The sequence below is a fragment of the Betaproteobacteria bacterium genome (assembly GCA_009377585.1).
GTDB lineage: Bacteria > Pseudomonadota > Gammaproteobacteria > Burkholderiales > WYBJ01 > WYBJ01.
Genome location: WHTS01000063.1, coordinates 1 through 18,433, shown reverse-complemented (window position 1 = coordinate 18,433; position 18,433 = coordinate 1). Strand labels below are relative to the sequence as shown.

At 61.4% G+C, this 18,433-nt stretch carries 12 protein-coding genes, 2 tRNA genes and 2 rRNA genes; 1 reads left to right on the top strand and 15 read right to left on the bottom strand.

Annotated elements, in window-relative coordinates; all coding sequences use genetic code 11:
- Positions 1 to 3 precede the first annotated feature (3 nt).
- From prsT to GEV05_18755, 6 genes are all read right to left on the bottom strand, one after another.
- The gene (gene prsT / locus GEV05_18780) at positions 4 to 2,808 is read right to left on the bottom strand and encodes a PEP-CTERM system TPR-repeat protein PrsT (GenBank protein ID MPZ45394.1); all 2,805 of its coding nucleotides are present in this window, start codon (positions 2,806 to 2,808) and stop codon (positions 4 to 6) included.
- Positions 2,809 to 2,818: 10 nt separating this feature from the next.
- The gene (prsR, locus tag GEV05_18775) at positions 2,819 to 4,183 is read right to left on the bottom strand and encodes a PEP-CTERM-box response regulator transcription factor (protein ID MPZ45393.1); all 1,365 of its coding nucleotides are present in this window, start codon (positions 4,181 to 4,183) and stop codon (positions 2,819 to 2,821) included.
- Positions 4,180 to 6,288 (bottom strand): PEP-CTERM system histidine kinase PrsK, encoded by a 2,109-nt coding sequence (prsK, locus tag GEV05_18770; protein ID MPZ45392.1) that lies wholly within the window; start codon positions 6,286 to 6,288, stop codon positions 4,180 to 4,182. Before prsK ends, prsR begins: the two co-directional genes overlap by 4 nt.
- A 28-nt stretch (positions 6,289 to 6,316) precedes the next feature.
- Complete coding sequence (locus tag GEV05_18765) at positions 6,317 to 7,705, bottom strand: TIGR03013 family PEP-CTERM/XrtA system glycosyltransferase (protein MPZ45391.1); 1,389 nt, start codon at positions 7,703 to 7,705, stop codon at positions 6,317 to 6,319.
- A gap of 334 nt (positions 7,706 to 8,039) precedes the next feature.
- Positions 8,040 to 8,115, bottom strand: a tRNA-His gene (locus tag GEV05_18760).
- A 13-nt stretch (positions 8,116 to 8,128) separates the two neighbouring features.
- Positions 8,129 to 8,205 (bottom strand) — tRNA-Arg (locus GEV05_18755).
- Positions 8,206 to 8,588: 383 nt separating this feature from the next.
- On the opposite strand from GEV05_18755, the gene dksA reads away from it, so the two are divergent.
- Positions 8,589 to 9,011 carry an RNA polymerase-binding protein DksA gene (gene dksA, locus GEV05_18750; GenBank protein ID MPZ45390.1) on the top strand — a complete coding sequence of 141 codons (423 nt, stop codon included), beginning with the start codon at positions 8,589 to 8,591 and terminating at the stop codon, positions 9,009 to 9,011.
- 75 nt (positions 9,012 to 9,086) lie between these two features.
- Here dksA and pnp read toward each other — a convergent pair whose 3' ends face one another.
- From pnp to GEV05_18705, 9 genes are all read right to left on the bottom strand, one after another.
- Positions 9,087 to 11,195, bottom strand: coding sequence for a polyribonucleotide nucleotidyltransferase (pnp, locus tag GEV05_18745; protein ID MPZ45389.1), 2,109 nt, complete (start codon positions 11,193 to 11,195; stop codon positions 9,087 to 9,089).
- Positions 11,196 to 11,279: 84 nt separating this feature from the next.
- Positions 11,280 to 11,543, bottom strand: coding sequence for a 30S ribosomal protein S15 (gene rpsO, locus GEV05_18740; GenBank protein MPZ45388.1), 264 nt, complete (start codon positions 11,541 to 11,543; stop codon positions 11,280 to 11,282).
- A gap of 55 nt (positions 11,544 to 11,598) precedes the next feature.
- Positions 11,599 to 12,525 (bottom strand): tRNA pseudouridine(55) synthase TruB, encoded by a 927-nt coding sequence (gene truB / locus GEV05_18735; GenBank protein MPZ45387.1) that lies wholly within the window; start codon positions 12,523 to 12,525, stop codon positions 11,599 to 11,601.
- Between the two features lie 26 nt (positions 12,526 to 12,551).
- Positions 12,552 to 12,935, bottom strand: a complete 384-nt coding sequence (gene rbfA, locus GEV05_18730; GenBank protein ID MPZ45386.1) for a 30S ribosome-binding factor RbfA — start codon at positions 12,933 to 12,935, stop codon at positions 12,552 to 12,554.
- A gap of 31 nt (positions 12,936 to 12,966) precedes the next feature.
- A complete protein-coding gene (infB, locus tag GEV05_18725; GenBank protein MPZ45385.1) occupies positions 12,967 to 15,543 on the bottom strand; it encodes a translation initiation factor IF-2 in 2,577 nt (858 codons plus the stop codon).
- Between the two features lie 18 nt (positions 15,544 to 15,561).
- Positions 15,562 to 17,034: a transcription termination/antitermination protein NusA gene (gene nusA, locus GEV05_18720; protein ID MPZ45384.1), complete on the bottom strand. Its 1,473-nt coding sequence runs from the start codon at positions 17,032 to 17,034 to the stop codon at positions 15,562 to 15,564.
- 14 nt (positions 17,035 to 17,048) lie between these two features.
- A complete protein-coding gene (gene rimP, locus GEV05_18715) occupies positions 17,049 to 17,486 on the bottom strand; it encodes a ribosome maturation factor RimP (protein ID MPZ45383.1) in 438 nt (145 codons plus the stop codon).
- Positions 17,487 to 17,768: 282 nt separating this feature from the next.
- A 5S ribosomal RNA gene (gene rrf, locus GEV05_18710) occupies positions 17,769 to 17,882 on the bottom strand.
- Positions 17,883 to 17,991: 109 nt separating this feature from the next.
- Positions 17,992 to 18,433 (bottom strand): 23S ribosomal RNA (locus tag GEV05_18705); the annotation flags it as partial.

Here is an 18,433-nt window from a genome sequence, read left to right as displayed (position 1 = left end):
CGGTCAGCGACCACGCAAGTCGGCAAGTCGCTTCATCGCTTCTCCGCTTCCAGGAAACTTCGGAAAATCGAGCAAGAGGCGCTCTAACTCTTCCTTGGCCTTGGTGCGCTCACCCGCTTTCGCCAAACCTTGGGCATAGTGATAACGTATCTGCGGGGTCTTGGGTGCAAGCGCTGAGGCTTTTCGCAAGAGCTCGACCCCCCTTTGAACATCACCATGTTCCACCAATATCCACCCCATTGTATCGATCACCGCCGCATTCTCTGGTTCCAGCCTGAGTGCCTTCCCTGCGATCTCAACCGCTCGGGCATCCTTTGTCTGTTGATAGCACCATGCAAGATTGTTCAGTACGACCAGATTTTCTGGATAGTTGGAGAGCAAGAATTCGTACTCCCCGATCGCCTTCTGATACTGCATGCCTTTAAGATAGTGTTCCGCCAAGTACAGGCGAACAGGGACATCGTCGGGTTTAAACTTCAGCCACTCCTTAAGCTTGCTTTCCCCTTCATTACTCTTCCCCTCCTGCACCAAGGCCGAGTGCAGTTTCATCGCAATCGGTCCCGACTTGGAGAGGGAGTACGCTTTCTGATAAGCCGTCACCGCGTGCCCGAATCGCTTTTCGAGCATGAGGATGTCACCTTCTACGATCCAACCTACTGGCGACTTTGTATTCTGTCTTTGCAATTCCTGTGCGATCTTCAGCGCCTCGTCCCGACGACCGTTACGCGCTGCCACGTCGGCCAGCATCACCTGGGCTTCCGGGAACTCAGGTCGATTCGATAGTGCTCTTCGCAAAGAATTGGTCGCCGCGGTGGAATCCTCATTGGCCAGCTGTGCAATCGCCATCCTGAACGCTGCCTGGGCAGACGCCGGTTGGATCGTGCCCCACTTGGAAAACGTCGCCAGCGCGCGATTTTTCTCCCCGGCCGCAAGTTGAACTTGGCCCGTGAGCTCAAGTACCTCGGGATTGTCCGGCGCACCGATCAAAGCCTGTTCCATCAGCTCTAGCGCCTTCTTGGGTTCCCCTGACTGGAGGTAGAATCGCGCGAGCATCACCAGCGGCTGGATGGTCCCGGGCCCCTCGCGTCGCGCCGCCTCCAGCCAGGCCTGGATCTCGCTCGGCTTGGCGTCGATGCGCGGGCCGAGCGAAGCAAGCGCAATGTAGGCCTGGACGTTGGATCGATCTCTGGCAATCATGTCCTCGAAGCGCTTGCGTGCGGCCGCTTTGTTGCCTTCCTGGAGGTCGAGTTGCGCCAGGTTCAGGGCGGCCGGCGTGTAGCCGGGCTGCAGGGCAAGCGACTTTTCCAACGAGCGCCGCGCTGCCGGTATGTCGTTGCTTCCGATGTAAGCCGCCGCGAGCAGGTTGTAGGTCATCGGGTTGCTGGGCTGCTTGGATTCGAGCGCCCGCGCCGCTTTCAATGCCTGCGCATACTGGCGGCGCTGCAGATGGGTCGAAATGAGTAGCACGTCCGCGTGATACCTGTCTCCATCGAGCGCGGATGCAGACTGCAGTTCCGCCGTCGCCGCATCGACGTCGCCAGCGGCGAGCTGGCTCAACCCCAAGCCGGTGCGCATGGCCGCATTCTTCGGGTCCAACGCAGCAGCCTGCTCGAAAAACTTCTTCGCCCGCTCGTAGTCATTCAGCTGCATGTGGACTTCGCCTGCCAACGCGAGGATCGCTGGATCCTTGGTGCCTTTCTTGAGGACGGGGTTGAGCAGCTCCAGTGCCTTGTGCGTTTGGCCAGCCCTCGCATAAGACGCGATCAGTAGGCGCCTCGCATACGCGTTGGCTGGGGCCCGCTCGAGCACGTACCTGAGCCGGCTTTGCGCAAGCTCTTGCGAGCCCAAGGCGAATTCGACTGCCCCACCGACCAGCACACTGGGAAGATGCTTGGGCGCGACCTTGAGGACTGAACCGATCGCGTCGCGCGCCGCCTTGAAATCGCCTTTGCGAAAATGGATCAAGGCCTCGAAATATGAAGCCATTGCATTGCCGGGGGCAGCCTTGCGCACGCTGGCGACATGCCCATTTGCCTCGTCGAGCTTGCCCGTAGCGATAGCCAAGGATGTCAAAGCGAGCAATGCCTCGACGTGACCCGGATGATTCTCTACCACCGATAGATATGCCGAGCGCGCGTCGTCCATGCGTCTGCCCGCGCGAAACAGGTCGGCTCTGAGCATGAGCCCTTCTGTGGACTTGGGCGCTGTGACCAGAGCGCGATCGACCTCGCCGAGCGCGTCTTCGATGTTGCCTTCTCCTGCAAGCAATCGCGCATTCCCCAAGCGCGCGTCGACGTGATCGGTCTTGAGCGCCAGAGCCTTATCGAACGAGGCACGGGCTTCGCCGGGCTGGCGTAGCGCGATGTGCGCCAGTCCTCGTGCGGCGAGAATTCCAGCGAGTGCCTCCGGCTCCTGCGTGGCGTCGGCAGAGATCTCGGCCAGAACTTTCCGGGCATCGCCCTGTAGCACGAGCACTTTGCCAAGCGTCGGCAGCACGCGCGCGGGCTCGATGCGCAATTCCAGCGCACGGCGCAACTCCTTTTCCGCGCCGTGATAGTCGCCCGTCTCGCTGTATATCAGGCCCAGGTACAAACGCGACTCGGCGTGCTCCGGGTGCTCCTGCAGCAGGCTCTTCAACTCGATCACGGCAGCAGCCAACTCGCCTTTGGCAGCTCGCGCCTTTGCAGCCTCAAGTTGTTGATCCGGGTTGGCGCCTCCGCACGAGACCAGTGCGAGGGCAATCAACAATTGAAGAGCCGTCGCGATGAACTTGGACCGGAAAGGCCGTTTGTCGAGGGAGCAGCGCATCGTATTCGCCTTAGCGGACCGACTTCAGGTCATAACGGTTGAGCAAGTCGTATAGCGTTGGACGGCTCACGCCAAGCAGCTCGGAGGCTTTTACGAGGTTGCCGTCGGAACGGCTCAGTGCTCTCACGATCGCCTTTCTCTCGGCCTCCTCCCGCACCTGGCGCAGATTCACCGGACCCGGTTTTTCCCCGGCGCCCGCGATACCCAGGTCTTCGCGGGCGATCCGCGTACCGTCGGCCATGATCACGGCGCGCTTGACCGCATTCTCGAGCTCGCGCACGTTGCCCGGCCATGGGTGCGCCTCGATCGCTTCAGCGGCCTCCTCGGAAAAATGCATCGAGCCTTTCCCTTGTTGCTGAGTGAATTTCACCAGGAAGGCATTCGCGAGTAGCATCGAGTCACCTTGACGCTCGCGCAGCGCCGGAATCTCGAGGATGACCTCACTGAGCCGATAGTACAGGTCTTCCCTGAAGCGGCCCTGTTGCATCATGTCCTTGAGATTCTGGTGCGTGGCGCAGACGATGCGCACATCCACCGCTATCTCTTCGCGCCCGCCGATTCGCTCCACCACACGCTCCTGCAAGAATCGAAGCAGCTTGGCTTGCAGCGAGTGCGGCAGGTCGCCCACCTCGTCCAGGAACAACGTACCGCCATTGGCGTACTCGATCTTGCCGCGCGTCTGCTTTCCAGCGCCGGTGAAGGCCCCTTTCTCGTACCCGAACAGCTCGCTCTCGAGCAGGTTCTCCGGAATCGCGGCGCAATTGATGGCCACGAACCGATTCGACGCACGCGGACTGAGCTCATGCAGCGCGCGGGCGAATAGCTCCTTGCCGGTCCCGCTTTCCCCAAGCAGCAGCGCTGTTGCGTCGGATGGGGCCAGCTTCTCCACGGTGCGAGTCAGACGCTGCATTGCTGGATCGTGGCTGATGATGCCTTGCGCGCCCGATGCCACCGAGCGAGTCATCAACTTGCGGTTCTCGGCCTGCAGCTGGTGGAGCCGAAACGCGCGATCGATGACGAGTCCCAGAACGTCGGGATCGAACGGCTTCTGGTAGAAGTCGTACGCCCCCATGCCGACGGCCTGGACGGCATGGGCCCGATCCTGGTTGCCGGTGATCACGATGACTTTGGTGTCCGGAAACAGCTCCAGCGCCTTTCGCAAAGTCTCGAAGCCTTGCGAAACGCCATCGGGGTCGGGCGGCAAACCGAGATCCAGGGTCATGACCGCGGGCTCGAAGCGGCGCATCTGTGCAATGGCGGCGTCGCAATCTCCCGCCAATACCACCTCGTAGTTGTCGAAACCCCAGCGCATTTGCTTCTGCAGTCCTGGGTCGTCCTCTACCACGAGGAGACTTGCTTTACCGTTCTTGCTCACCCAACACCTTCCCGCAGAGTTATTTCATCGATCGACCGAAGCCGCTCCGCCACGGGCAGGACGATCAGAAATGTCGATCCCTTTCCGGTTTGGCTGCTGACTTCCATGCGCCCGCCCAGCTCACGGATGTATTCGCGGCTTTCGAAAGTGCCTATTCCCATGCCGGTGCGCTTGGTGCTTTCGAAGGGCTTGAACAGGGTATCGCGTATGAACTCCTCGCTCATGCCCTTGCCGGTATCGCGCACCTCGATCGTGGCATCGACCCCCTGACGGGACACCCGAACGTCGACGCTTCCATGCGCAGGCGTGGCTTCCAGGGCATTCTGCACCAGATGCCCGACCACACGCTCCAGGCGCTCGGCGCTGGCCGCCACCCACACGTCCTTCGCCGCAATATCCAAACAGGGCTTGGGGTGATATGCCGATTTGGAGGCCACCGCTCGAGCGACCACATCGTCCAGGCGAATCGGAACCGGGCGCTCGACCGGCAGTCCGCCGCTGCGCAGTTGCATCAGAATGCGGTTCATCTTGTTCACCGAGGACTCGATCGTCCCCAGCATGTCTTCCTGGAACGCGGGATTGTGCTTGTGGCGTTGGGCATTGCGCAGCAACAGCGAGAGTTGCGCGACGAGGTTCTTCAGATCGTGCACCACGAATGCGGACATCTTGTTGAACGACTCGAACTGCTTGGAACGAGCGAGCGCCTCTGCAGCTTGCGCCTGTGCGACATAGGTTGCCGCCTGGCAACCCGCGGTCCGCAACAGATCGCTGATCTCCCAATTGACCGTCAGGCGTGCTCGCGAGCGAGCGAGCACCACGAATCCAGCGATTTCATCCTGCATGCTGAGCGGAACGACCAACCAAGCCTGGGGCAGTCCACTCAACCAAGCGGGTAGCTCCAATCCTTCATAGAACTCCGCACTGCGCCGGTAATCGTCGAGGTGGACGATCCACTGCCGCTTTTGGAAGAACCGAACCAGACTGCTGCTTTCGATTTCGGATCCATCGGTGGCCGGGAAATTCCACTGCGCCACGCGCTCGAAGACGCCGCTTTCCTGCCTCATCCAGAGCGCACCGCCCGGGCTTTCGACCAACTGGGCGAGCGCCTCGATGCATCGCTCCTGCACCCTCGTGCCAGGCTCGGTCTTCGACAACCGCGTGGTGAATCGCAGCCACTCCTCCCGATAGTCGTACCGATAGCTGAAGAAATGCTTGCTGAGGAATATCTTGAATCGCGCCCTCAGCGTGCCCGAGAACAGCATGAGAACCAGCAAGACGCCGGCGCCGAACAGAAAGGTGGCTTGGAGCAATCCCCCCCAGGTTCCGCCGAAAAAGCGGATGTAATAGCCGGCCGTAGCCATCACCAGCAGGTACGCCGCAGCGCCGAGCAACGTCGTCGAATGCAGAACGAACTGCCGCGACACCGAAACGTCCAGCGACCATGTCGGATTGCGTGCCGCGGAAACGGCCAGGAACGGCGCGATGAGGGCGGCCACGACCCCACGTGCGCTCCAAATCTCCGGATTGACTCTCCGAAACAACATCGCATCGGAGAACAGGTAAAAGTCGAAGGCGAAATAGGCCCCGAGCCCAAGGCACAGGAATTTGAGGCTCCAGCGCTGCTGCGGATTGGTATTGCGGTACAGATGCTCCACCAGCAGCATACCGATCAACGCCAGCAGGCCGGGTGCCAGAATGGAGGTGAGGAAACGCCATTCGCGCATCGTGGCCGAATCGGCCGGGATGCGTAAGGCGATCGTTAGCGCGATGATCGCGATGCATGCTCCGAGAATCGAGATTGCGACCTTGCGCAATCCCGCATCTGCAGGTCGTATCGCGTGACGAGCGTAACCCAGCAGGACCAGCAGGAAGACGAGCCAGGCCGTCTTGTGTCCGATCTCGAGCAGCTCCGCCGGCAATTTCCAAGCGTCCGGCTGAGCGGCCTGGTATGCCATTGTGCCCGCCCACAGGGCGGTGATCAGGCTGGCAAACGATAATAGAGCTCCAGGCAGGCGCCCGCGCCAACTCGTAAGCAGCAGGGCGCTCACAAAACAGTACGCGGCCGCCGCGGCCGTGTAGCTCAGCGTGCCGATCGATATCGCCATCGGAGGCCATATGCTGGTGCAGCGATGGCTAGCGGGCTCCCTTGCCCCACAGAACCACCTGCACGGTTTCGATCAAGACCATGATGTCGAGGAAAAGCGTATGATTTTTAACGTAATACAAATCATACTGGAGCTTTTCCACGGCATCGTCAAGGGAGGCGCCATAGGGGTAACGTACCTGCGCCCAGCCCGTGATCCCGGGCTTGATCGAATGGCGCGCGGCATAGTACGGGATCTTCGAGGCCAGCTGTTCGACGAAGAATGGCCGTTCGGGGCGCGGTCCGACGAAGCTCATGTCGCCGCGCAAGACATTCAGGATCTGAGGCAGTTCGTCGATGCGCAGCTTGCGGATGATCCGTCCGATCGTCGTCGTCCGATCGTCGTTGGTGCCCGCCCAGCGCGGTCGCCCGTCGCGTTCCGCATCGTTTCGCATGCTGCGAAACTTGAAAATCGTAAACACGCGGCCGCCTTGCCCCACCCGCTCCTGGCGGTAAAGGATGGGGCCAGCGTCCTCCAGATAGATGCCAAGCGCGGTGAGCAGCATTACGGGCAGCGTCAGCAGCACCAGGGCGCCGCTGGTTGCCACGTCGAAAAACCGTTTCACCGTCTCCCGCAGGAATCCCTGGCGAAAACCTTCCCCGAAGATCATCCAGCTCATATTGAGCGACTCGAGATGCAATTGGCATCGCTCGCGCTCGAAGAAAGAGGCGAGGTCCGTGACCGCGATGCCGCGCAGCCTGCATTCGAGCAACTCCTGCACGGGCAGGATGCCCCCGCGCCGGTCTCGCACGGCAATGACGATCTCACTGACTCTATGGCGTTTCACCGCCTCCACCAGCGATTCGGATCGAGACAGAATGCGGCCGGATTCGACGAGGTTTTGAGCGGGCTGGGTCGGCAGGTAGCCGACGATCCTGATGTAATCGTCCTTGCCCTTCACGAGATCTTCCACGCTGGCAGCCCTGCTGCCCGTACCCAACACCAGTACGCGTCTTTGAAAGGCATGCGGGGTGATCCATCCTACGACCACCAATCGGGTTACCGCACTGCCCGCCAGGGCAACTGCGAATGCGCTCATGAGCGCATTGGGGCCCAGTGCGAGCGACGGCACCAGGTTGATGGCGAGCGCGGCGAGCACCAGCCCGAGCACGAAGGCAAGCAGTAGCCGCAACAGCGTTATGCCGACCGCTTCGCGCACCTCGGAATCGTAGAGACCCATTGCCGTCATGGTCGTCAGAATAAAGACGGCCAGCATCAGGACGGTTGGGGCGATGGAAAACGACTGCGCAGTGCCTGTGTCGGGTGACAGCCCACTCAAGGCGAGCCCGAAATGGATGGACAGGACCAGTACCAGCGTCTCCAATCCGACCAGGAACAGTGTCCGTATCGGGATGTAGTGACTGAATATTCGAATCATGTTGCCCCCGCATCCTCTCTATCTTCTGACCAACCCGAACGCATCACATATGCCAGCTGAAACGGGAGGCCTTCGAAGGAAAATTCGTATTCACTTCATATTGTTAGGTGCGCACTATCGGCGGCGCGGGTGAAACCGGATGTTAGGATTTCAACGTCCGTGGCGAGGGTGCGACGACGCTGTGCGGGGTGCGGGGTGCGGGGTGCGAGGGCGCGGCAGAAGAGCGCTCCGGGCAACCCGGAGCATTACGGCGTCGATTTCGAAACATTGAGCGTCGGGGCAGATCGGCGACGAAGGTGAGGCCGCCCGCGCGCTCGGCTGGAGAAAAAGGAGATGGGGTGGACGACGGGACTCGAACCCGCGACAACCGGAATCACAATCCGGGACTCTACCAACTGAGCTACGTCCACCACTACCGGACAGTGGCGTGCCCGACAGGACTCGAACCTGTTACCCCCAGCTTAGAAGGCTGGTGCTCTATCCGGATGAGCTACGGGCACCAAAATCCGAAGTTCGAGACTGCCGCCTTTCGGAAGGCGAAGCCATACGGCTTGGGATCGCGACCTGGCCCTTGAATGCTACCTTGCCCAAGTTCGCCTGGTCAACAAGCTGCATCGTGGTTCGCAAACACCCTGGGCCGCAGCTCTCGCTTCGCAAGTCTTCGATGCCGGCTGACTACTACTTATAGAGCGCTGAAAGGATCGCCGGGCGCAACCTCGTGCAATTCCTGCGCGACAGTTGCTCTGGCAGCCGCCCACGCCGTAAGACGCGAAATGGTGCCGTGTTTACAGGTCTTTTTGCCTTATCCCGCGAATCGTTTCCGGTATAATTCGCGACTTTCACTCGGACCCCCCCCCGGTCGCCGGAGAGCCAGAGAGCACTGATGGAAACGGAAATCACCAAGCACTTCACGCCGTACAAAGCCAAAGCCCGTGAAGAGTACATGAACCCCAGGCAGCTCGCCCATTTCCGCAACATTCTCGACGCGCTGAAGACCGAGCTTAGCAAGGACATCGACCGCACCGTGCACACGATGCAGGACGAAGCGACCATCTTCGCGGACCCCAACGATCGCGCAAGCCAGGAGTCGGACATGGCGCTGGAATTGCGAAATCGCGATCGGGAGCGAAAGCTGATCAAGAAGATCGAAGAAACGATCGGCAAGATCGACGCCGGAGAGTATGGGTATTGCGAAAGCTGCGGCATCGAAATCGGGTTACGCAGGCTCGAAGCGCGTCCGACGGCTACACTGTGCATCGATTGCAAAACCCTAGAGGAAATACGAGAAAAACAAGTGGCGAAGTAAACTACGTCCACCGAAACCAAAAAGGGCGGTTCATCCCGCCCTTTTTGCTTTCCGCGCAATAAGCGCTTACGTCACTTACGACGCCGTCGTCGCGGCCGCCTCCGCCTGCACAGCCTTCATGCTCAGCCGCAGCCGGCCCTTCTCGTCGGCCTCGAGCACCTTCACGCGCACGTTCTGACCTTCCTTGAGATGGTCGGCCACGCTGTTGACACGCTCGTTGGCGATCTGCGAAATATGCAGGAGGCCATCCTTGCCGGGCAGCACGCTCACGATCGCTCCGAAGTCGAGCAGCTTGAGCACCGTGCCTTCGTAGATCTTGCCCACCTCGACCTCGGCGGTAATCTCCAGGATTCGGCGCTTGGCGAGCTCTCCGCCTTCGGACGACACGCTGGCAATGGTCACGGTTCCGTCCTCGGCGATGTCGATGGACGTTCCAGTCTCCTCCGTCAGCGCGCGAATCACAGCGCCGCCCTTGCCGATGACGTCGCGGATCTTCTCGGGCTTGATCTTGACGGTGATCATCCGGGGGGCGTAGGCCGAGATATCGGCGCGCGGATTGGGAATCGCCTCCTTCATGATCTCCAGGATGTGCATGCGCCCTTCCTTGGCCTGGTCGAGGGCGACCTGCATGATCTCCTTGGTGATGCCGTTGATCTTGATGTCCATTTGCAGGGCGGTAATCCCGCGGTCGGTTCCTGCAACCTTGAAGTCCATGTCGCCCAGATGATCCTCGTCGCCCAGGATGTCCGTCAGAACCGCGAAGCGATTGCCGTCCTTGATCAATCCCATGGCGATACCCGCGATGTGCGCCTTCATAGGCACGCCGGCGTCCATGAGGGCAAGACAGCCGCCGCACACCGAGGCCATGGAACTGGAACCGTTGGATTCGGTGATTTCGGACACCACTCGGAACGAGTAGCCGAATTCTTCGGCGGAAGGCAACATCGATATGAGGGCGCGTTTCGCCAGTCGCCCATGCCCGATCTCGCGTCGCTTGGGCGAGCCGACCCGCCCGGTCTCGCCGGTCGCGTAGGGGGGCATGTTGTAATGAAACATGAAGCGATCCCTGAACTCGCCCTGCAGCGCATCGATGATCTGCTCGTCGCGGCTCGTGCCCAGGGTGGCGACCACGAGTGCTTGCGTTTCGCCGCGAGTGAACAGCGCCGAGCCGTGCACCCGTGGCAGCACGCCGACCCGAACCGATACCGGCCGCACCGTGCGCGTATCGCGCCCATCGATCCGGGCCTCGCCGCGGAGGATCTGACTTCTTACGATTTTTGCTTCGAGGTCTCCGAACAGGCCTTTGATCGCATTCGTGGAAGCCGCGGGCGTTTCCCCTTCGGACAGCTCAGCGAGTACGCGCGAGCGAATCTCGTCGATTCTCTGCGAGCGGGACTGCTTGAGCTTGATCTGGTATGCGGCTTCGAGATCGACCTGTGCCAGAGCATCGAGCCGAGCAACCAAGTTGGCGTCCTGCTGTGGAGGCGCCCAGTCCCAGAGCGGCCGACCGGCTTCTTCGGCAAGCTCGTTGATCGCATCGATCACCGGTTGCATTTGCTGGTGACCGAATACCACCGCACCCAGCATCACCTCTTCGGGAAGCTCTTGCGCCTCGGACTCCACCATCAGCACAGCCTGCTGCGTGCCGGCGACGACGAGATTCAAGTGTGAAGTCTTGAGTTCGGTGGCCGTCGGATTGAGAACGTACTGTCCATCCACATAACCCACACGGGCGGCGCCGATCGGACCGTTGAACGGAATGCCCGAAATGGCGAGCGCAGCCGACGCGCCGACCATGGCCGGTATATCGGAGTCCATCTCGTTGTTCGAAGACAGCACTGTCGCGACGACCTGCACTTCGTTGAAGAATCCGTCGGGGAATAGCGGACGGATCGGCCGGTCGATCAGGCGGCAGGTGAGAATCTCCTTTTCCGAAGGACGTCCCTCGCGCCTGAAAAAGCCACCAGGAATCTTGCCGGCGGCATAGGTGCGTTCCTGATAGTCTACGGTCAGCGGAAAAAATTCCTGCCCGGGCGATACATCCTGCTTGGCCACCACGGTCACGAGGACCACGGTGTCTTCCATCTCGACGACCACCGCGCCATGGGCCTGCCGCGCGATCTCGCCGGTCTCCAACGTAAGCCGGTGCCGGCCCCACGTCAGCGATTTCCTGACTTGCTTCAAGTTTGATTCCTCGATGATGAGTTCGGCAGGTCGATTGCCGAGTCTGGGAGAGGGTTCGACCGGGCCGGCACGCGATGCGAGCTGTTACTTCCTCAATCCCAGGCGCTCGATGACGGTCTTGTAGCGATCCGCGTCGGTGCGCTTGAGATAGTCGAGTAGCTTGCGTCGGCGGCTGACCATGCGAAGCAACCCCCGCCGGGAGTGGTGATCCTTCACGTGCGATTTGAAGTGCTCGGTCAGGCTCGAGATCCTTGCCGAAAGCAGCGCGACCTGCACTTCCGGGGAGCCGGTATCGGTGCCGCTTCGCTGGTAATCACTAACGATCCTGGACTTGTCTGACAGCTCCATGAAGGTCTCTTCGATCCGGAGAAACGCGCATTTTACCGGTTACGGTGGCGCGGTCTCAAGTCATTTGTTGGAGGGGAGATTCGCCGGGTTGCGACACCAGTCGGAGCGCACGCAGCGTTCCGGCCGACGCTTCACCGAGTCCCAGGAACGATCCCGATGCGCGGCCATACAACCGAAAGGTGCGATCGGGAATTTCCGCTTGCTGCAAATCGATCAGCTGACCGTGGCGAATACACGCAACCTGGTCCTCGGAAAGCGCGAGCTCGGGAAGCTCGCTCAAGCCCGCATCGATCGCTAGCAGCGCAGCCCTACGCTCCTGCGCCATCATGCCCTCCAGCGCATCCATCGAAATTGCATTCTCGACATCGAACGAGCCGACTCGCGTACGTCTGAGGCGCGTGAGGGTGCCTCCGCATCCCAGCGCAGCACCGATGTCCTCTGCCAGGACACGGATATAGGTGCCCTTGCTGCAGGCGATCCGCAGGTCGAATTCATCGCCGCGGATTTCGCCCAGCAACGCGAGCTCCTCGATACGAACCGGGCGCGGCTCGCGAACCACCACTTCGCCGCGGCGCGCCATTCGGTACAACGGCTGGCCGTCCAGTTTTAGAGCGCTATGCATCGGCGGCGTCTGGTATATCGATCCACGGAAACGGTCGAGCGCCGACTCGAGCGCCTGTCTCGAGCAACGGACCGGTTGCCGTTCCAGGATTTCGCCCGTTATGTCGCCAGTACTCGTGCGCACACCCAGCAGGACGGTCGCCTCGTACGCTTTCGACGCGTCGGCCGAATAGGACGCAAACTTGGTTGCCTCCCCGAACAGGATGGGCAGCAAACCGGTCGCCAGCGGGTCCAGCGTTCCGGCGTGGCCCGCCTTGCGTGCCTCGAACAACCGCTTGACTCGCTGCAATGCCTGATTGGACGACGGGCCACCTGGCTTGTCGAGCAGGAGCACGCCGTCGACGCTGCGGGCAGCGCGCATGGTAGTCCCTTTGATTCGCCCGCTGGCTACTTCTCGTCCTGATCGGGCTTGCTCGCGTCGCGATCGTCGCGCACTGCGGATTCGATGAGCCGGGTCAGCTCTACACCGCGTTCGACGCTGGCATCGTAGACGAAGTGCAGGGCAGGCACTGTACGCGAACGCAGCCGCTGCGCGAGACCGGAGCGCAGGAAAGCGCTGCCACGGTTCAATCCCTCCAGCGTCAGCTCGGTATCCGGCGACCCGAGCACGGTGACGAACACCTTCGCCTGCGAAAGGTCATGCGATACCTCCACAGCAGTCACCGTGATCATGCCGGTGACGCGCGGATCCTTCAGTTCCAGTCTGAGCAGGTCGGGCAGGAGCCGCTGAATTTCCTGCCCCTGCCTACGTCCCCGGCTGCCTCGGGCCATGACGGTTCCAGTTTGCCAATGGCAGGGCCCGTCACAACGTGCGGGCTACTTCCACCACTTCGTAGGCTTCGAGCTGGTCGCCGATCTTCAGGTCATTGAAGTCCTTCAGCGACAGGCCGCACTCGAATCCCGCCTTCACCTCTCGCACGTCGTCCTTGAATCGCTTCAGCGAAGACAACTCGCCGTCGTGAATGACGACGTTGTCGCGCAGCAACCGAACGCGGGCCCCGCGTCGAATGGCGCCTTCGAGCACGTAGCAGCCGGCGATCACGCCTACTCGCGAAATGCGGAAGACCTGCCGGATGTCGACCAGTCCGAGGACGCTTTCCTTGCTCTCGGGCGCCAGCATCCCGGAGAGCGCCGCTTTGATTTCGTCCACCGCTTCGTAGATGACGTCGTAGTAGCGGACGTCGACCCCATTGGCCGCAATGAGTTTGCGCGCGGTCGTGTCGGCACGAGTATTGAAGCCGATCACCAGGGCCTTCGAGGCGAGCGCAAGGTTGATGTCCGACTCGGTGATGCCGCCGACTCCGGAATGCAGCACGTTGACCTTCACCTCGTCGGTCGAAAGCTTGCCGAGCGCATGCGCCAATGCTTCGTACGAACCCTGTACATCGGCCTTGATGATCACGGCCAAAGACTTCGCTCCACCCTCGCCCATCTGCTCGAACATGCTCTGGATGTTGGAAGCCTGTTGTCTTGCGAGCTTGACGTCGCGGAACTTGCCCTGACGGAACAAAGCGATCTCGCGCGCCTTTCGTTCGTCGCCGAGCACGAGGAACTCGGAGCCCGCCGCCGGCACGTCGGCGAGCCCCTGGATCTCCACCGGTATGGAGGGACCCGCAGCGTTGATGGCGTCTGCATTCTCGTCGAGCATCGCACGAACGCGGCCGAACACCGAGCCGGCCAGCACGATATCGCCACGCTTCAAGGTGCCCGATTGCACCAGCACGGTGGCGACGGGGCCGCGACCTTTGTCCAGTCGCGATTCGATGACGATGCCGCGAGCGGGCGCGTCCTTCGGCGCCTTCAGTTCGAGCACCTCCGACTGCAGCAGGATGCCTTCGAGAAGCGTATCCACGCCCTGCCCGGTCTTGGCCGACACGGGCACGAAAATGGTGTCGCCGCCGAGATCTTCCGGAACGACCTCGTGCGCGAGCAGTTCCTGGCGTACCCGCTCCGCATTCGCTTCCTGGCGGTCGATCTTGTTCATGGCGACGACGATCGGCACCTTCGCCGCCCTCGCGTGGTGAATAGCCTCGATGGTCTGCGGCATGACACCGTCATCGGCGGCAACAACCAGCACGACGATATCCGTGACCTTGGCGCCGCGTGCCCGCATGGCGGTGAACGCCTCGTGGCCCGGCGTATCGAGGAACGTAATAACGCCTCTGGGCGTCTCCACGTGGTAGGCCCCGATGTGCTGGGTGATGCCGCCAGCCTCGCCGTGAGCAACCCGGGTTCGCCGGACGTAATCGAGCAGCGACGTCTTGCCGTGGTCGACGTGGCCCATTACCGTGACCACCGGCGCACGCGGTTCCAGGCTCGCCGGCTCGTGCTCCGCCGCCTCGGCCAGGAACGAATCGGGGTCGTCCAGCTTGGCGCGCTTGGCGACGTGTCCCATCTCTTCGACCACGATCATGGCCGCATCCTGGTCGAGCACCTGGTTGATGGTCACCATGCTGCCCATCTTCATCAGCACCTTGATGACTTCGGCGGCTTTCACCGACATCTTCTGTGCAAGCGCACCCACGGTGACGGTTTCAGGCACGATGATCTCGCGCACGATCGGCTCGGTTGGCGCCGAAAAGCCATGTCGCCCCCCCTCTTCTTCGCGGGCGCGCGTGGAACGGTCCCGTCGCTCGCGCCAGCCCATCCCTCCCGATGCATCCCCTCGGGTCTTGATCGTCCGGCGCTTGGCGCCCTCGTCCTGCCAGACTACCGGCCTCTTCGCCGGTACCTTCTTCGGCTTCGCCGGCTCGTCGGCCCTGACGGCAGGCTTGTGCAGGGTACTGCCGGCGATCACGCCTTCGGCGGCTGGCACAGCAGGGGGCGCTTCAGGGGCCGCCTGAGCGGCTGCAGGCGCGGCCTCGGTGGCGGTCGTCTCCGGTGGCGCTTCGGCAGGAGCCTGGGCTTCTTCCGGTTGCGCCTTGCCTGCTCTTGCTGCCTGCTTGGCTCGAACCTCTTCCGCCTGGCGAGCGCTTAGCGCAGCCTGCTGACGAGCTTCCTCGTCGCGGCGCGCCTGCTGCTCCTGATCGATGACGGGTGCCTGCGCTTCCGCAGGCGCCGGCTCGCCCGCAGTCGCATCGCGCTTGACGAAGACACGCTTCTTGCGCACCTCGACCTGGATCGTGCGCGCTTTTCCGGTGCTGTCCGCCTTCTTGATCTCGGTGGTCTGGCGCCGCGTCAACGTGATGCGTGTCTTAGGCTCCTTCACGGCTCCATGCGCCTGGCGCAGATACTCGAGAAGTTGCGCCTTATCGGACTCGGTGAGTACGGTCTCTTCGCCGAGCGCTCTCTTCACGCCGGCAGCCTGAAGCTGTTCCACCAGAAGAGCCGGAGGCAATCCGAGCTCGGTTGCAAATTGCACGACACTGCTCTGGGCCATGATCTACCTCCCCGCCCCTTACGCGAACCACGGCGCACGCGCAGCCATGATGAGTTGCTTGGCACGCTCCTGATCGATGCCGATCATCTCGATCAGGTCGTCGGTGGCCAGGTCGGCCAGTTCTTCCCGCGTGGCCACGCCCTGGCTGGCGAGCTGGCGGGCCGTCTCCGAATCCATCCCTTCCAGCTGCAGCAGATCTTCGAGCTCGTGCTCGAGGCGTTCTTCGCTGACGATGGCCTGGGTGAGGAGCGCATTGCGCGCGCGGCTGCGCAGCTCGTTCACGGTATCTTCGTCCAAGGCCTCGATCTCCAGCATCTCGTTGATCGGTACGTAGGCGACTTCCTCGAGGCTGGAAAAGCCTTCCTGGACCAGGATGTCGGCAACTTCTTCGTCCACATCGAGCTTTTCCATGAACGCGCTGCGCAGCCGCGTTCTTTCCTCGTCCTGCTTCTGGCGCGATTCCTCGACCGTCATGAGGTTCAACTCCCAGCCGGTCAGTTCGCTCGCGAGGCGAACGTTCTGCCCGCTGCGGCCAATGGCCTGAGCAAGGTTGTCTTCGTCGACCACGATATCCATGCTGTGCTTCTCTTCGTCGACGACGATGCTGTTCACTTCCGCGGGAGCAAGCCCGCTGATGACGAATTGCGCAGGGTCGGGCGACCAGTTGATGATGTCGATACGCTCTCCCGCCAGTTCTGCCGTGACTGCCTGCACGCGCGAGCCGCGCATCCCGACGCAGGTGCCGATCGGATCGATGCGGGGATCGTTCGACTTCACGGCGATCTTGGCGCGCGAACCCGGATCACGTGCTGCCGCCTTGATCTCGAGCAGGCCGTCCTCCAGTTCCGGGACTTCGAGCTCGAAGAGCTTCACCAGGAACTCCGGAACGGTGCGCGACAGGATCAACTGCGGACCACGCGCGTTGCGATCGATCTTCCAAAGGTACGCCCGAGCTCGATCGCCAATGCGCAGATTTTCTTTCGGGATCATCTGGTCGCGCGGCAAGAGCGCCTCCACCCGCCCCGACTCGATGATGGCGTTACCTCTGTCCATGCGCTTGATGGAGCCCGTGACCAGGTACTCCTTGCGGGCGAGGAAATCGTTGAGAATTTGCTCCCGTTCCGCGTCGCGGATCTTCTGCAAGATGATCTGCTTGGCCGCCTGTGCCCCGATGCGGCCGAACTCCACTTTCTCGAGCGGCTCTTCGACGTAATCGTGGACATCGATATCGGGTTGCCTGCTTTGGGCCTCGCTCAAAGTCAGTTGCGCGGCAGGCAATTCCACTTCGTCGTCGGGCACGACCTGCCAGCGGCGGAAACTGGAAAAATCGCCGGTGTCGTGATCGACACTCACACGGACATCGACATCTTCCTTGAAGCGCTTCTTCGTCGCAGACGCGAGCGCAAGCTCGAGCGCGCCAAAGACGATATCGCGATTGACGTTCTTTTCGCGAGCCAGCGCATCGACCAAGAGCAGAATCTCACGACTCACTTGTCATCTCCAACCTACAGTTCGGGCACCAGCCGGGCCTTGTCGACGTTCGCCAAATCGATTACGAACACCACATTGCCGTCAGCCGCCAGGACGATCGAGCCGTTCTTGCTCTCGCCGATCACGCCCGTTATGGTCTTGCGTCCGCTTACCGGGATACGCAAGACAATCCGCGCCTTGTGTCCCGCGAAACGCTTGAAATCCAGTTCCCGCGCCAGCGGGCGATCCAATCCCGGTGACGATATTTCCAGTCTGTCGTAGGCAATGCCTTCCACCGCCATCGACCGGCCGAGGTGTTCGCTGACGCGCGCGCAATCGTCCAAGTTCACGCCGCCTTCCTTGTCGATGTAGACCCGCATCAACCCGCTGCGCGGCACCCATTCCAGGTGTACGAACTCATAACCCAGTCCGGTCACTGCCCGCTCGACCCATTCGTACTGGTTGCGATTCATCGCACAAACAAAAAATGGGCCGCAGCCCATCTCCGTGCCCTTGTGCCTTACTTAGCCGGTGAGTTTAGCAAAAGCGCGCCCGGATTGAAACACGCACGCGGCTCGCCAACCGAGCGGCCGAAAAGCGGGACCGACTTGCTCGCGAACGCCTGGGGGCCACGGTCTCGGGTGATGGATCGAACGATCGAACGACGATGGACAAGCCTGGCGGACAACCTGCAGGCAAGCCAAGGCCAAATGCAAAATGCCCCGCCGAGGCGGGGCATTCTGGTTTGTGGGGGTGCCTGACGATGTCCTACTTTCGCACAGGTAGTCTGCACTATCATCGGCGCTGAAGCGTTTCACGGCCCTGTTCGGGATGGGAAGGGGTGGTTCCACCTCGCTATGGTCATCAGGCATTAACGCGGGCTGCAGCGCATTCCGGTCTCATTGCCGGGTGGCGCGCACAGCGCAATTCGGAGATACATGAGGGTTTGAGCGCCCATCGCTTGCCGGTCGAGCCGGCAACGATTCAGGGCTATAGAGTCAAGCCGCACGGGCAATTAGTATCGGTTAGCTTCGACGATCGCTCGCCTTCCACATCCGACCTATCAACGTGGTGGTCTTCCACGACCCTTCAGGGAGGTTAACCCTCCGGGAAGTCTCATCTTGAGGCAAGTTTCCCGCTTAGATGCTTTCAGCGGTTATCTCTCCCGAACATAGCTACCCGGCGATGCCACTGGCGTGACAACCGGTACACCAGAGGTTCGTCCACTCCGGTCCTCTCGTACTAGGAGCAGCCCCTCTCAAACTTCCAACGCCCACTGCAGATAGGGACCAAACTGTCTCACGACGTTTTAAACCCAGCTCACGTACCACTTTAAATGGCGAACAGCCATACCCTTGGGACCGGCTACAGCCCCAGGATGTGATGAGCCGACATCGAGGTGCCAAACTCCCCCGTCGAT

What these genes read in the sequence shown, in the direction of transcription:
- dksA (MPZ45390.1), top strand. Translation starts at nt 8,589, where the DNA reads ATGGAAACGGAAATCACCAAGCACTTCACGCCGTACAAAGCCAAAGCC.
- prsK (MPZ45392.1), bottom strand. Translation starts at nt 6,288, where the DNA reads ATGGCGATATCGATCGGCACGCTGAGCTACACGGCCGCGGCGGCCGCG.
- rpsO (MPZ45388.1), bottom strand. Translation starts at nt 11,543, where the DNA reads ATGGAGCTGTCAGACAAGTCCAGGATCGTTAGTGATTACCAGCGAAGC.
- prsT (MPZ45394.1), bottom strand. Translation starts at nt 2,808, where the DNA reads ATGCGCTGCTCCCTCGACAAACGGCCTTTCCGGTCCAAGTTCATCGCG.
- rimP (MPZ45383.1), bottom strand. Translation starts at nt 17,486, where the DNA reads ATGAATCGCAACCAGTACGAATGGGTCGAGCGGGCAGTGACCGGACTG.
- infB (MPZ45385.1), bottom strand. Translation starts at nt 15,543, where the DNA reads ATGGCCCAGAGCAGTGTCGTGCAATTTGCAACCGAGCTCGGATTGCCT.
- truB (MPZ45387.1), bottom strand. Translation starts at nt 12,525, where the DNA reads ATGCGCGCTGCCCGCAGCGTCGACGGCGTGCTCCTGCTCGACAAGCCA.
- GEV05_18765 (MPZ45391.1), bottom strand. Translation starts at nt 7,705, where the DNA reads ATGATTCGAATATTCAGTCACTACATCCCGATACGGACACTGTTCCTG.
- rbfA (MPZ45386.1), bottom strand. Translation starts at nt 12,935, where the DNA reads ATGGCCCGAGGCAGCCGGGGACGTAGGCAGGGGCAGGAAATTCAGCGG.